Here is a 14322-nt window from a genome sequence, read left to right on the forward strand (position 1 = left end):
GGCTTCCACGGGGCCGGCGCCGGGCTCGGTGTAGTAGCCGACCAGGTCCGGGATCAGTACCTGGAAGTAGCTCCAGGCGTCGGCGACGAGGAAGTCGAGGCAGAGGTGGATGCGGGCGCGCCCGCCACCGAGGAGGCTGATCCGCACGTCGAACAGGGGCCAGCCGTCGGCGTCGAGCACCTGATGCGACAACTGCTCGCGCAGGGCGGCGAGTTCCGCCTGCTGGGCGGCCGGGTCCAGGGAGCCGAGGTCGGTGACGGGGATGGCATAGTCGGGGATCTCCCTGTACACCTGCTGGGTGCCGTTGGGCAGGATGCGGGTGCGCAGCGCGTCGTGGCGTTCGACGAGGCGACGCCAGGCGTGCTCGAAGCGGGCGACGTCGAGGCGCTCGCTCTCCCACTCGAAGTAGCCGTGGCAGCCGACGTTGCCGAGTTCGACGAGGCCGCCCCGGCCGATCCACAGGGCCTGCTGGCTCTCGGTGAGCGGGAAGGGCTCGAAGCGGGCGGCCGGGTCGGGGACGATCGCGGGCAGGCCGCCGAACTCTCCCCGGCCGCCGCCGCGTTCGGTGACGACGAGGGCGCCCAGTTCGGCGACGGTCGGGCAGGAGGACAGGTCGGAGAGGCTGAGTTCTACGCCGTAGCGGCGGCGGATCTCGTCGATCAGCTGGAACGCGAGCAGCGAGTGGCCGCCCAGTTCGAAGAAGTTGTCATGGATGCCGACGCCGTCGGTACGGAACGCCTCGGCCCACATGCGGACCAGCTGGTCCTCGATCTCGTTGCGCGGGGGCTCGTACCCGGCGCTGACCGCCTCGCGGGAGGCGGGCGGCTCGGGCAGGCTGCGCCGGTCGACCTTGCCGTTGGGCAGGCGGGGCAGGGCGGGCAGGACGACGACCGTGGCGGGGACCATGTAGTAGGGCAGGGTGCGGGCCACGGCGGCCCGGATCGCACTGGGGTCGGGGGACGCGTCGCCGTCGGCGGAGACGTACGCGATGAGCCGCTTGTCGCCGGCGCCGCGTTCGTGGGTGACGACGACGGCCTCGGCGACGCCGTCGAGGCGGGCGACATGGCTCTCGACCTCGCCGAGTTCGACGCGGAAGCCGCGGATCTTGACCTGGGCATCGGAGCGGCCGAGCAGTTCGACGGCGCCGTCCTCTCGGCGGCGGGCCAGGTCGCCGGTGTCGTAGAGCACCGGATACGGGTCGCCCGGTACGACACCGGTGCGGAACTTCCCCTCGGTCAGCTCGGGGCGTCCGTGGTAACCGGCGGACACCCCGGCGCCCGAGACGTGCAGCCGGCCGACGTCGCCGTCGGCGACCGGGCGGTCCTCCTCGTCCAGGAGGTGCACGCGCATGTTCGCGATCGGGACGCCGACGGGCACCTGGCGGGTGGTGCGGATCTCCTCCGGGGTGGCCTGGCTGGTGAAGTCGACTCCTGCGCCGAGGTCGAGGCAGGTGAGGACATTGGTGGTTTCGGTGGTGCCGTACGTCATGACGACCCGGAAGGGGGTGTCCACGGGCGGCCAGCTGTGCACCCGCTCGGCCGTGGTCACCAGGACGCGCAGCGCGGTGTCCGCCGGCCACTCGAGCCCCCACACCGGTTCGGCGAGCGCGGCGACCAGCATGGTGTGGGTGATGCGCTCGGCGGCGAGCCAGTCGCGGATCTGGTCGGGGGTCTGGGCCTGGCCGGCCTCGGGGATGTGGATCGCCGCGCCCATGGGCAGGTACGGCAGCCACTCCATGATCTGCACGGCGAAGCCGGGGGTGGACATCCAGGAGGCGCGGTCTCCCGGGCGCACTCCATAGGCGCGGGCGGTCCAGTGGACCAGGTTGGTCAGCGCGCCATGGCGTTCCAGTACGGCCTTGGGGGTGCCCGTGGAACCCGAGGTGTAGATCAGGTGGCTGATCGTGTCGGGACCGGTGGCGACGCCGGGCGGCGTCTCGGGCCGGCCGTCGCCGGCGGTGGCGACTTCTGCCGTGGCCGTGCCCTTTGGCATCCGTGGGCCGAGTTCGGCGGGGGTGAGGGCGAGCAGCGGGGCCGCGTCGGCGATCATCGCGGCCAGCCGGTCGTCCGGGTTGACCGGGTCGAGCGCGACGATCGCGGCGCCGGTCTTGAGGATGGCGAGAGAGCCGATGACGTAGTCGGCGCTGCGCGGGTAGCAGAGGCCGATCCGCTCGCCGGGGGCCGCGCCGTGGGTGATCAGCGCGTGGGCCAGCCGGTTGGTGGCGGCCTGGAGTTCCGCGTACGTCCAGCGACGCTCGCCCTGGACGAGGGCAGTGGCGCTCGGGGTGCGGGCGGCCTGCTCGGCGAGGAGTTCGGGGTAGCCGGTGGCGGGGAAGTCGGCGTCGGTGCGGTTGAAGTCGATCAGTGCGGTGGTCACAGCGCGGCCCTTTCTGCCTGTGCGTAGGCTCGGCTGCGCAGCAGCCGCACCGGGAGACTCCTGATGCCCCAGGTGAAGTTGGACGAGTTGAACAGGGTGGGACCGGTCAGTTCGAAACCGTCGAAGCGGCCCAGCATCTCGGTGAGGAGGGCGCCGAGTTCGAAGCGGGCCAGCCGGGCACCGAGGCAGAGATGGCGTCCGTGGCCGAAGGCGACATGCCGGTTGGGGCGCCGGTCGACCCGGAAGCTGTGCGGGTCGGTGAAGACGTCCTCGTCGCGGTTGGCCGAGACGTTCCACAGGGTTACCCGGTCGCCGGCGGCGATCGGCGTCCCGTTGATCTCGGTGTCACGGACGGCGGTGCGCAGGGCGTGCACGCCGGGCGTGGTCCAGCGCAGGATCTCCTCGACGGCCGGGGCGATGCCGGCGGGGCCGCGGCCGCGCAGCAGCTCCCACTGCTCGGGAAGCTGCGCGAACATGTGCACCGCGCCGGCGGCTGAGTAGCGCGTGGTCTCGTTGGCGCCGGACAGCACGCCGTTGCAGTTGAAGACGATCTCCTCGTCGCTGAGCGGCCGTTCGGTGCCGTCGCCCTCGTCGACGAGGGTGTCGTGGGCGATCTGGCTGACGAGGTCGTCGCCGGGGCGGGCGCGCCGCTCGCCGAGGAGTTCGATGAAGTAGAGGAAGATCTCGGAGTGCGCGTTGCTGCGCACGCTCTCGTCCGGTGAGTCGAAGGCGTCGGTGGTGAGCGCCCCGATCCAGGACCAGTCGGCCCGCGGGATGCCCATCATCGCGCACACCACCCGGTTGGGGAGCTGCTTGGCGAGGTCGATGAAGTCCAGTTCGTCCTGCTCGGCGGCCTCGGCCACCAGCTCCCCGACCACCGTCTCGACGAGGGCCTCCATTCTCGGCATCTGCTGGGGCCCGAACGCCTGGTACAGGGCCCGCTTGAGGCGCGTGTGGTGGGGCGCGTCGGAGACGATCAGCATGCGCTGGGTGACGGCGGCGACGGCGGCGGGGTCGCTGCCGAGCCGCATGCCCTGCGCGGAGCTGAAGGTGTCGCTGTCGGCATACACGCTCATGATGTCGCGGTGCTTGCTGAGCACCCAGAAGCCGTCGTCGCCGCCGGGCTCCGGGTGCCAGTGGACGGGCGAGTTGGCGCGGAGCCAGGTGAACGCGGACCAGAAGTCGTTGCGTCCGAAGGGGGCCGGGTCGAGCAGATCGATACGCATCGTCAGACTCCTTCGCCCGTGTCCGCGCGGGTGGTTGCCGCCGTGCGCACGCTGCGGGGACGCATATCGGTCCAGTGCGCGTCCACATGAGCGGCGCACGCGTCCTCGGTGCCGCTGAACCCGATCGGCGTCCAGCCGTCGGGCAGCCGGTGTGCCGTGGGGTACAGCGCGTACTGCTCCTCGTGGTTGACGAGGACTTGGTAGGTGGTGGGCACGACGTCCTCCGGAATCGGTGGGCGGGCTTCGGCTGGGTCAGGCGGTGCGGGCCGGTCGGGCAGGTTGCTCCGGTCGGGCAGGTCGGTCCGCGGATTCGCTCAGCAGGGCGGTCAGGTGCTCCAGGAGGGGCTCCGGGCGGCGCAGGACGGCGTGATGGCCGCCCTGGACGCGGTGGACGTGGAAACCCGCCGTGGTGACCGCGGCCCAGCCGGCCAGCTCCTGTGCGGTGACGGTCTCGTCGCCGTCGGCTCCCCAGGTGTGCACCGGGACGGGGAGCGGGCCGCCGGGGACATGGGTGTAACTCAGCGACAGCCGGGCGTCCTTGCGGAGCATCTCGACCATCAGCGCGCGCGTGTCCTCGTCCAGGAAGGCGGGGTCGAGTCCCGCGGTGTCGAAGAGCTTGTCCAGCTCCTCGTCGTCGTCGACGATGCCCCGGCCGGCCCCGGTCCAGTGGCCGGGTGCCCGGCAGGCGCTGACCACCAGGGCGTCGGGAGTGACGCGGCGGGCGACCTCGTAGCCCAGCAGACCGCCGAAGCTGTGGCCGAAGACGACGAGGCGGCGGCCGGCGGCGGCGATCGGCCGCAGCTCGGCGGCGATCGCCTCGACGGCCTCACCGAACGTGTCCGGCATGGGCTCGCGCCAGCGGTTCTCCCGTCCCGGCAACTGCACTCCGTAGACCTGGGCGACCCCGGCGAGGGCAGGTGTCCAGGCGCGGAACTGCTGGCAGCCCGCGCCGGCCGGCGGCAGGCAGAGCAGGGCCGGCAGGTCGGCGTCACCCGGCCCGGCCGGCCAGGTGGAGATCCAGGACCCCATGGCTTCAGGCCCCCTCGGCGGTCAGGACGGACACGCCCGGCGCCCCGGCCTCGGCGGCCAGCCGGTCGAGTTCGGCGGCGACGTCCGCGACGGTGGGCCGGCTGAGCACCTTCCCGAGGGTGATGCGCAGCCCGGTGGTCCGGCGCAGGTCCGCGACGACGCGGGCCGCGGCCAGCGAGTGCCCGCCGAGTTCGAAGAAGTCAGCGTCCGGTCCAGGGACGTCGCGCTCCAGGACGTCCGCCCAGACGGCCATCACCTCGCGCTCGCGTGCCGTTGCGGCGGCTGCTGCCGGCTCCGCTCCCTGGGCGGTGTCGGCGAGTCGGCGGGCGAGCTCGTCGCGGTCGGCCTTGCCGGTGGTGAGGGTGGGGATGCGGTCCACGACGCGGACGGTGGCGGGCACCGCGGCCTCGGGCAGGAGCTTGGCGCAGTGTGCGGCGACCGCGGCGGCCAGGTCCTCGGCAGCGCCCGTGCCGGGGGCCGCGACGACCGCGAGCCCCAGGGACTGGCCGGAGGGGAGGGGGCAGCAGGCGGCGGCGACGACCTCGGGGAGTTCGGCGGCGATCCGCTCCACCTCGCCGAGTTCGATGCGGTGGCCGCGGATCTTCACCTGGTCGTCGCGGCGGCCCCGGTACTCCAGTTCGCCGCCTGCCCGGCTGACGACCAGGTCGCCGGTGCGGTACATCCGCGCGCCGCCGCCCTGGAAGGGATCGGGCAGGAACCGGGTGGCGGTGAGGCCGGGCCGGTTGCGGTAGCCGCGGGCGACGGCGGGGCCGCCGAGGTAGAGCTCGCCCTCGGTACCTGCGGGCACCGGGATCAGGTCGTCGTCCAGGACGTACGCCCGGTAGCCGGGCAGCACGCGTCCGATGGCGCTCACGTCGTCACCCTTCTCGCTGTCGGCCCAGGTCGCCGCGATGGTCGTCTCCGTCGGCCCGTACACGTTCAGCAGCCTGCGGCCGCGTGCGAAGCGTTCGGCGAGCGCCGCCGGGCACGCCTCACCGGCGACGACCACGACCTCGGCCTCCTCCAGCGCGTCGCCGTGGGCGGCGAGCAGCGAGGGGGTGAGGGAAACGGTGCGCAGTCCGGGGGGGAGCGGTTCGCGGCCTTCGTCGGCGGCGCGGCGCAGCCCGTCGAGTGAGAGGTCCACCAGGGCCACGCCCTGGCCGTGGACGAGGTAGAGCAGGGTGCACCAGAGCCAGCCGTCGAATGCGGGTGAGACGGCGTTGAGGCCGAGGCCGCCGGGTGGCAGGCCGATGCCGGCGAGTGCCTCGACGAAGGTGTCCAGGCCGCGGTAGGTGACCTCGACGCCCTTGGGCCGGCCCGTGGTCCCCGAGGTGTAGATGACGTAGGCGCAGGTGCCGGGTACGGGATCGGCCACGTGGAGCGCGCCGGCCGGGGTGCCGGGCAGGCCGGCGGGGTCGAGCGTGCGGATGCCGGTGACGTCGAGCCCTTCGGGTACGTCGGCGGCGACCAGGACGGAGACCTGGGCGTCCCGCAGCACGGAGCCGAGCCGTTCGACCGGGTGGCCGGCGTCGAGCAGGACGGCGGTGGCGCCGAGGCTCCAGACGGCGAGGAGTGCGGGCACGCTCTGCCGGGAGCGGTCGAGGAGCAGCCCGACGGCGGTCTCGGGTCCGACGCCGGCGGCGGCGAGCGCTGCCGCGGTCGCCGCGGTACGGGCGGTGAGCTGTCTGTACGTGAGGGTGCCGTCCTCGGCGCTGACGGCGTGTTCGTCCGCTTGGTCCCGCGTCCAGCGTTCCACTGCGGCGAACAGCGGGGGCAGGGCGCCGTCCGGCCGCGCGTCGGCGGGCCGGGGTCCGGGACCGGCATGCTGGGCGGTCATCCGTCGTTCCTCTCCGGGTGCGGGACGGTGGCCGGCGGCGCGGTGGCGCGCAGGCGCGGGCCGACCAGCCGTCCCTCGGGGCCCTGGGGCAGCTGCATCGATTTGGTCTCCAGGAACGCCTCTAGTCCGGCGGTGCCGCACTCGCGGCCGATCCCGGACTGCTTGAAACCGCCGAAGGGCGCGGCTGGGTTGAACGCTCCCCCGTTGACGTCGACGAGGCCGGTGCGGAACCGCCGTGCGACGCGCTCGGCCCGGGCGTCGTCACCCGACCAGACCGCGCCGTGGAGGCCGTACCGGGTGCCGTTGACGATCCGTACGGCCTGCTCCTCGTCGTCGTACGGGATGACGCACAGCACCGGGCCGAAGATCTCCTCCTGGCCGAGGGTGGACAGCGGGTCGACGTCGGCGAAGATCGTGGGCCGGACGTAGTAGCCGGTGGACAGGCCGTCGGGACGGCCCGTGCCGCCGCGCACCAGGCGGGCGCCGCCCTCCGACACGCCCCGCCGGATGTAGTCGTTCACCCGGGCGTGCGCGGCGGCGGACACCAGCGGACCGAGGTCGGTCGCGGGGTCCCGGGGGTCGCCGGTGACGTATCCGTCCATGGCCTGTCCGGCCAGCTCCACGGCCTCGTCCTGGCGGTCGCGGGGCACCAGCAGCCGGCTCCACTGCAGGCATGTCTGACCGGTGTTGAAGAGCACCTGGTCGACGGTGGCGCCGACCGCTGCCGCGAGGTCGGCGTCGTCCAGGACGAGGGCGGCGTTCTTGCCGCCGAGCTCCAGGTGGATCCGCTTGATGCCGTCGGCGCCCAGGGCGGACACCTGGCGCCCGGCGCGGGTCGAGCCGGTCAGGGACACCACGTCGGTGAGCGGGTGGGTGACGAGCGCCGTGCCGAGGACGTCGCCGGTGCCCACGACCATGTTGACGACGCCGGGCGGCAGGTCGGCCTCGGCGAACACCTCGGCCAGCAGCCGGGCGTGCAGGGGCGTGATCTCACTGGGCTTGTGGACCACGGTGCAGCCGGCCGCGAGGGCGGGCAGCAGCTTCTGCACCGTGAGCAGCAGCGGTGTGTTCCAGGGCGTGATGCAGGCGGCGACGCCGGCGGCCTCGCGCACCACCAGGGAGTGGCCCACCCGTTCCTCGAACCCGTAGGAAGCGGCGGTCTCCACGCAGTGCGCCGCCATACCGACGGACAGCCCGACATGGGTCTGCAGGGACATGCGCGAGGGTGCGCCGACCTCGGCGGTGATGAGGCCGGCGAACCGCCCGGCGTTGCGCTCCAGACCCTCGACCACGCGGCGCAGCAGCGCGGCCCGCTCCCGTACGGGCGTGGCGGCCCAGCCGGGAAAGGCCGCGGCGGCCGCTCGTACCGCGAGGTCGGCGTCGCGGGCGGTTCCGGCGGGCACGGTGGCCAGCGGCGCCTCGCTGCTGGGATCGGTGACGACCAGCCGGCTGTCGGCGTCGGACGGTGTCCAGCGGCCGCCGATCCACTGGTCGTCGTAGCGGGGCGGCAAGGGGGCCGCGGACGGTTCGGCCGTCGGTGCGGCGGAGCCCTGCGGCACGGTCAGCACGGTCACGGTGAAGTCCTCACTGGGTCGCTCGGTCACTGAAGGCGTGCGGGCGGTACGAGTCCTGGAACGGATACGGCGCGGGGGACCGACCAGGAACCGGCCATGCGGGCGGGGCCGCCGGCGGCGGCGCGGGCGTCGGGCCGGGCACGGCGCGCCGCCCGCGGCCGCAGCCCGGGGCGCGTCCCGTCCGGCGCCGGTGACGGCCGCGGCGGGCGCTGCGGTCCTGCGGCCAGGGCCTGGGCCTGGGCCTGGGCCGGGAGTATCGCGGCGAGCAACTGGTCGGTCTCCCGGGAGGGGGCGACCGCGAGGTCGTCGCGGAGCCGGCGCGCGCACAGCTCGTACCAGTTGCGCACGCAGGCGTGTTCGCCCCGCCTGCCGTGCGCCGCCATCAGCGCGCGGTAGGTCTCCTCGTGGTGCCGGTCGATGCCGAGGGTGCGCCGACAGGTCTCGATGAGGTCGGGGAAGTCCTCGCGTTCGGCGGCGTCGGTCCGCAGCACGTCCAGCGCCCGGAGCGCCAGGGACCGCAGGTACTCGCGCTGTTCGACGACCCAGTCGGCGCTCTCGCCGCGCAGGAACTCGCCGCCGTACAGCGAGAGGGCGGCACGCAGTTGTCCGCGGGCGAGCCCGCGGTCTCCCGCGCTGGCCGCCCGCAGCCCGGTGTGCACCAGCTCCTGGAAGCGGTCCACGTCGGACCAGAGCTCGGCGATGTCCAGGACGTAGCCGAAGTCGCGGTAGTGCAGGCGGATTCCGGAGTCTTCGGGGTTGTCGGGGTGGGCATCGAGGACACGGCGCAGCGCGTGTGCGGCGACCTTCAGCGAACTGCCGCCGGCGGACCGGTCGGAGCGGGGCCACAGGGCCTCGTACAGCCGGTCGCGGGTGAGTGTCTGGCCGCGGTGGATCACCAGGTACTGGAAGAGCCCGCGGGCCTTGCCGGCCCGCCAGTGCCGCACCGGCGTGCCGTTCACGGTCAGTTCGAAGTCGCCCAGGAAGCGGATCCGCACCGCCTGCCGCGCAGTTCCGGTCACCGCGGTGGTCATCGCTTCCTCCCGGGGTCGGTCGTATGCCGTTCTGCCTGCGGCGAGTGTGTTCCCGCGCTCTACAAACGCCCTATACCGGCCGGATCTCGCCTCTGTAGGTCCGTCATAGGCCGAGTGGCCAGAGTGAGGCTTCGACGGACCCGTCCGGCGCCGCAGGACCTGCCCGGGCTGTCCGCCGACGCGGCCGTCCCTGCCCCCACCGGCCTCTGCCTCTCCTTCAGCTCCTCGGCTTCCGGCCGCGAATCCCGACTGACGAAATGAGGGCTGCTCCATGACCAGCACCGACAACCGATTGAAGAAGGTCGTCATCCTGGGCGGCGGCACGGCCGGCTGGATGACTGCCGCGTATCTCGGCAAGGCTCTCCAGGGCACGGTCGACATCACTGTCCTGGAAGCGCCGGCGATCCCGCGGATCGGCGTCGGCGAGGCCACCGTGCCCAATCTGCAGCGGGCGTTCTTCGACTACCTCGGTATCGCCGAGGACGAGTGGATGCGCGAGTGCAACGCCAGCTTCAAGATGGCGGTCCGGTTCGTGAACTGGCGCACCGAGGGTCAGGGCGAGTCGACGGCCCGGGAGCTGCCCGACGGCCGGCCCGACCACTTCTACCACCCGTTCGGGCTGCTGCCCGACTACGACCAGACACCGCTGTCGCACTACTGGTTCAAGCGCAAGTACGAGGGCCGCACCACCGAGCCGTTCGACTACGCCTGCTTCCGCGAGCCCCCGGTGATGGACGCGATGAAGTCGCCGCGCTGGCTCGACGGCCGGTCCGCCACCCGCTACGCCTGGCACTTCGACGCCCAGCTCGTGGCGGACTTCCTGCGCCGCTTCGCCATCGAGAAGCAGGGCGTCCGCCACATCCAGGACGAGATGACGCAGGTACGGCAGGACGAGCGCGGCTATGTCACGGCGCTGGAGACCAAGGGCGGCCGGGTGCTGGACGCCGACCTCTTCGTGGACTGCTCCGGTTTCCGCGGACTGTTGATCAACAAGGCGATGGCGGAGCCGTTCATCGACATGAGCGACCATCTGCTGTGCGACAGCGCGGTGGCCACCGCCGTACCGCACGACGACGAGGCGGGCGGTGTGGAGCCGTACACCTCGGCCATCGCGATGTCGTCGGGCTGGGCGTGGAAGATCCCGATGCTGGGCCGCTTCGGCACCGGCTACGTCTACTCCAGCAAGTTCACCGAACAGGACGAGGCCACCGCCGAGTTCGCCGCCATGTGGGGGCTGGACCCCGAGACGACCAAGTTCAACCACATCCGGTTCCGGGTCGGCCGCAACCGCCGGGCGTGGGTGAAGAACGTGGTCAGCATCGGCCTGTCGTCCTGCTTCCTGGAGCCGCTGGAGTCGACCGGGATCTACTTCATCACCGCGGCGATCTACCAGTTGGCCAAGCACTTCCCCGACAAGACGTTCAACGACGGCCTGATCGACAGCTTCAACCACGAGATCGAGGTGATGTTCGACGACACCCGCGACTTCATCCAGGCGCACTTCTTCTACGCGCCGCGCAACGACACACCCTTCTGGCAGGCCAACAAGAAGCTGACCCTCCCCGACAACATCCAGGAGAAGATCGCCGCGTACCGGGCGGGCCTGCCCATCAACTCGCCGATCACCGACGAGTCGACGTACTACGGCAACTTCGAGGCCGAGTTCCGCAACTTCTGGACCAACGGCAGCTACTACTGCATCTTCGCGGGCATGGGCCTGGAGCCGGACGCGCCCCTGCCGGCGCTGGCGCACAAGCCCGAGTCCGTGGCGGGTGCGGAGCCCTTGTTCGAGACGGTCAAGCGCCAGCAGCAGAACCTGCTGGAGACGCTGCCCAGCGCCTACGAGTACCTGAAGCGACTGCACGCGTAGGCCCCTGGCCCGGCCGGGAGACCGCACCGCGCGTCTCCTCCCCAGGCCCCGGCCCGCCCGGACTCCGACAGGGCCCGGGCCCGGCCGCGCTCCGGCGCAGATCCGGTGCCCTCGGGCTGCCGGCCCTGCCGCCGCTCCCACGGCCCGGCACCCGGCGCGACCCGCCGGGTGCCGGGCCGCACTGTTTCGTCACCCACAGGGAGTCAGACATGCCCAACTCCGCGCCGCACCAGGACATACCGGGTAGCGACGACAACGAGGGGACGCCCGGGGCCGAGCACTTGGCCGTCCTCCGGCAGACCGACCTCCGCCCCTTCATGGCCGCCTTCCCCTCCGGGGTCTCGGTGGTCACCACCCTCGACGCCGACGCCCGGCCACGCGGCCTGACCTGTAGCTCACTGGCGAGCGTGGCACTCGCCCCGCCGACCCTCGTGGTGTGCATCCGCACGGCGAGTCCCACCCTCGAAGCACTCCTCGATCAGGGGCAGTTCGCGCTCAACCTGCTGCACGAGCGGGCCAGGGCGACCTCGGACCTGTTCGCCTCCGGGGCCCCGGACCGCTTCGAGCGGACGGAATGGCGGCTGCCGCTGGGCGCGAGCGGCCCTCACCTGACCGCGGCCGCGCACGCCATCGCCGACTGCACGGTCGTGCAGTCGGTCGCCTTCGGCGATCACACGGCCGTCTTCGCGGAAGCGACCCGGGTGACGGTGCGCCCGGCGGCGCACCCGCTGCTGTACGGCCTGCGCCGCTACGCGGGCTGGTCCGACGCCGCGGCCGCGCCGCAGCCGGCCGATGCGGCCGCCCGGCCCGCGCCGCCCGTGCTGCCGTCCGAAGGAGCCGCCGGTGCCCGCCGCTGACCCGCTGCCCGCGCTGCTCGTCGCCGTACCCGTGGTCATACTCGCCTGTCAGATGGGGGCGACTCTCCTCAGACGACTGGGCCAGCCGCCCGTGATCGGCGAGATCGCCATGGGCATCGTGCTCGGCCCCTCGCTGATCGGCTGGGTGTGGCCGGAGGCGCAGGCCTGGCTGTTCCCGGACGCGGTCCTGCCGTACACCTCGGTCCTCGGGCAGTTCGGTCTGCTGGCGTTCATGTTCCTCGTCGGCCTGGAACTGGACCTGGGCGCGCTGCGCGGCCATTCGCGGATCGCGGTGGCCGTCAGCCAGGCGGGCATGCTGCTGCCGCTGGGCCTGGGCGCACTGCTGGCCCTCGCCATGTACGGGCAACTGGCCCCCGACGGCGTGGGCTTGGTGCCGTTCACCCTGTTCGTGGCGGTGGCCATGAGTGTCACGGCGTTCCCGGTGCTGGCGCGGATCCTGGTGGACCGGGGCCTGTACGGGACACCGCTCGGCGCGCTCGCGATGGCCTGCGCCGCGGTCGACGACGTGGCCGCATGGTGCCTGCTGGCGCTGGTGGTGGCGCTCGCCTCGGCGGGCTCGCCGCTCGACGCGCTGACGACTGCCGGGCTCACGGTGCTCTTCGCCGGTGCCATGGTGCTGATGGTCCGCCCGCTGCTCGCACGGTGGGCCGCGGCACGGGCGGACCGCACGAACGACGGAGTGATCCTGGTCCTGTTGTTCAGCGGGTTGAGTCTGTCCGCGCTCATGACGGATCTGATCGGGGTGCACACGCTGTTCGGGGCCTTCCTGTTCGGCGTGGTCACCCCACGCGGCCATCGCCGCGTCGAGGCGTCGGCCGCCCGGCTCCGCGCCGTGGCGGTCCCCGTCCTGCTGCCGCTGTTCTTCGTGCACACCGGTCTGCGCACGGAGATCGGGGCCCTGGCCGCCGATCCGGTGCAGTGGCTGTGGGCGGGGGCGGTGGTCGTCGTCGCGGTGCTCGGCAAATGGGGCGGTGCGGCAGGAGCGGCCCGCGTCTGCGGCCGCTCCTGGCGCGAGGCCCTGTCGATCGGCGCCCTGATGAACTGCCGGGGCCTGACGGAGCTGGTGGTCCTGAACATCGGCCTGGAACTGGGGGTCATCGGGCCGGAACTGTTCACGATGCTGGTCCTCATGGCCCTGATCACCACGGCGGTCACATCACCGGCGGTCAGCCGCCTCCACCGACCCCGGCTGCCGGCCCCGACACCCGACCCGACCCCGGCGGCGGCCCCGACCCCCGACCCGTCTCCGGCGGCGACGGCGGCGTCGCCCACCTGAGTCCTGTACGGCAGGGGCGACGGCACTGTCCGCGGTGCCGCGCCCCTGCGCGAGGCGTCCGGGGCCGGGCCGCGGACGTGTGCCGTTCACCCCTGACGGGCGCCGTTGACCCGCTCGACGGCCTCGTCCGGCTCGGCCTCGTCCGGCTCGGCGCGCCGCTCATGATGACGAGAAGCCGGGCCGCGGGAGCGAGCTCGGGGAAACCGGCAGCCTTACGGCGAAAGGGTGGCAGGAGGAGGACACGGACGAGGCCCGTCTCCGCGCCGCCGAGGCGCTGAGAGCATGGGCCCCCGCTCGACAAGGAGGCGGGACATGACCGATTCCGGTGAACACGTGCCGAGGCCCGGCGGTGGCGACGTCGCGCCGGCGCCCAGCCCGAAGGACCTGCGGGCGTCCGCGCAGGGGTGGCACGGGCTGCAGCTCGCCGTCCTCGGCTTCGTCGGCCTGTGCGGTGTCCTGCGGGAGGGTGGTCCGGTCCAGGCACCGCGTGGCGTCCAGATCGTCGCCGCGGTTCTGGCGCTGTCGGCGCTGGCCATCGCCTGCTGTTCGGCGTTCCTGGTCGGCCGGGCCGCGTGGCCGCTGTACGGGCCGCGGACCGGGTCCCACCCGCCTGAGCCACGTCGCGCGAGCCGCGACCTCCGGGTGGGGATCGCGCTGACGTTCACGGCGGTCGCGTTGCTCGCCCTGTCCACGTCCGTCTCCTGGTGGCCTTCTGACGAGGACGGCGGGGCGGGCGCGGCCCTCATCCGGGTGAGCACGGCGGCCGGCACCGTCTGCGGCTCCCTCGGGGAGGGCGGCGACGGTTTCCTCACCGTGCGTGTGGACGAGCGCGTGCTGCCCGTCCCCCTGAGCGACGTGGTGGCAGTTCGGCCGGCCGCGTCCTGCGACTGACGCCGCGTTTCGTCCCGGGCGGTCCCAAGGGCGGACAGCGCACAATCCCCCCGCGCCCGCGCCTGGGTGTCGCGCGCGGGCGCATCGGCGGGAGAGGGTCAGGCGGGTGTGACGTTCTCGGCCTGCGGCCCCTTTGGGCCCTGCGTGACGTCGAATTGGACTTTCTGTCCTTCCGAGAGCTCGCGGTATCCGGTGCTGGCGATGGCCGAGTAGTGGACGAACACGTCGGGGCCGCCGCCGTCCTGCTCGATGAAGCCGAAGCCCTTTTCCGGGTTGAACCACTTCACGGTGCCAGTGGCCATGGTGATCTCCTTCATGGGGGCGGGAACGCGTC

The 14322-nt window shown here is 72.8% G+C and carries 12 protein-coding genes; 4 read left to right on the top strand and 8 right to left on the bottom strand.

The features are described from left to right. From J7E88_RS32280 to J7E88_RS32310, 7 genes are all read right to left on the bottom strand, one after another. Window positions 1-2376 (bottom strand): non-ribosomal peptide synthetase (locus tag J7E88_RS32280; protein WP_215187014.1); only part of this gene is annotated, 2376 nt, incomplete at its 3' end. Next, on the bottom strand, window positions 2373-3602 hold the full coding sequence (locus tag J7E88_RS32285) for a cytochrome P450 (RefSeq protein ID WP_215187015.1): 1230 nt from the start codon (window positions 3600-3602) through the stop codon (window positions 2373-2375). The genes J7E88_RS32280 and J7E88_RS32285, both read right to left, overlap by 4 nt. A 2-nt stretch (window positions 3603-3604) precedes the next feature. Then, entirely contained in the window at window positions 3605-3817 is a 213-nt protein-coding gene (locus tag J7E88_RS32290) for an MbtH family NRPS accessory protein (RefSeq protein WP_215187016.1), read from the bottom strand. Between the two features lie 37 nt (window positions 3818-3854). Further along, the gene (locus tag J7E88_RS32295) at window positions 3855-4631 is read right to left on the bottom strand and encodes a thioesterase II family protein (RefSeq protein WP_215187017.1); all 777 of its coding nucleotides are present in this window, start codon (window positions 4629-4631) and stop codon (window positions 3855-3857) included. Window positions 4632-4635: 4 nt separating this feature from the next. Beyond that, a complete protein-coding gene (locus tag J7E88_RS32300; protein ID WP_215187018.1) occupies window positions 4636-6468 on the bottom strand; it encodes a non-ribosomal peptide synthetase in 1833 nt (610 codons plus the stop codon). After that, on the bottom strand, window positions 6465-7979 hold the full coding sequence (locus tag J7E88_RS32305; RefSeq protein WP_215187090.1) for an aldehyde dehydrogenase family protein: 1515 nt from the start codon (window positions 7977-7979) through the stop codon (window positions 6465-6467). Before J7E88_RS32305 ends, J7E88_RS32300 begins: the two co-directional genes overlap by 4 nt. 89 nt (window positions 7980-8068) lie before the next feature. Next, on the bottom strand, window positions 8069-9073 hold the full coding sequence (locus J7E88_RS32310) for a BTAD domain-containing putative transcriptional regulator (RefSeq protein WP_215187019.1): 1005 nt from the start codon (window positions 9071-9073) through the stop codon (window positions 8069-8071). A 271-nt stretch (window positions 9074-9344) separates the two neighbouring features. Between J7E88_RS32310 and J7E88_RS32315 the strand changes: the two genes are divergently transcribed. The 4 genes from J7E88_RS32315 to J7E88_RS32330 all read left to right on the top strand — a co-directional run bounded on the left by J7E88_RS32315 (window position 9345) and on the right by J7E88_RS32330 (window position 13988). After that, on the top strand, window positions 9345-10943 hold the full coding sequence (locus tag J7E88_RS32315; RefSeq protein ID WP_215187020.1) for a tryptophan halogenase family protein: 1599 nt from the start codon (window positions 9345-9347) through the stop codon (window positions 10941-10943). Between the two features lie 209 nt (window positions 10944-11152). After that, window positions 11153-11800: a flavin reductase family protein gene (locus tag J7E88_RS32320; RefSeq protein ID WP_215187021.1), complete on the top strand. Its 648-nt coding sequence runs from the start codon at window positions 11153-11155 to the stop codon at window positions 11798-11800. Next, window positions 11787-13097 carry a cation:proton antiporter gene (locus tag J7E88_RS32325; RefSeq protein ID WP_308307690.1) on the top strand — a complete coding sequence of 437 codons (1311 nt, stop codon included), beginning with the start codon at window positions 11787-11789 and terminating at the stop codon, window positions 13095-13097. Before J7E88_RS32320 ends, J7E88_RS32325 begins: the two co-directional genes overlap by 14 nt. Before the next feature lie 312 nt (window positions 13098-13409). Then, on the top strand, window positions 13410-13988 hold the full coding sequence (locus tag J7E88_RS32330; RefSeq protein WP_215187023.1) for a hypothetical protein: 579 nt from the start codon (window positions 13410-13412) through the stop codon (window positions 13986-13988). 98 nt (window positions 13989-14086) lie between these two features. Here the strand turns inward: J7E88_RS32330 and J7E88_RS32335 are convergent, their stop codons facing one another. Next, window positions 14087-14290, bottom strand: a complete 204-nt coding sequence (locus J7E88_RS32335) for a cold-shock protein (protein ID WP_215187024.1) — start codon at window positions 14288-14290, stop codon at window positions 14087-14089. Window positions 14291-14322: the final 32 nt, after the last annotated feature.

Source organism: Streptomyces sp. ISL-10 (assembly GCF_018614575.1).
Classification (GTDB): domain Bacteria; phylum Actinomycetota; class Actinomycetes; order Streptomycetales; family Streptomycetaceae; genus Streptomyces.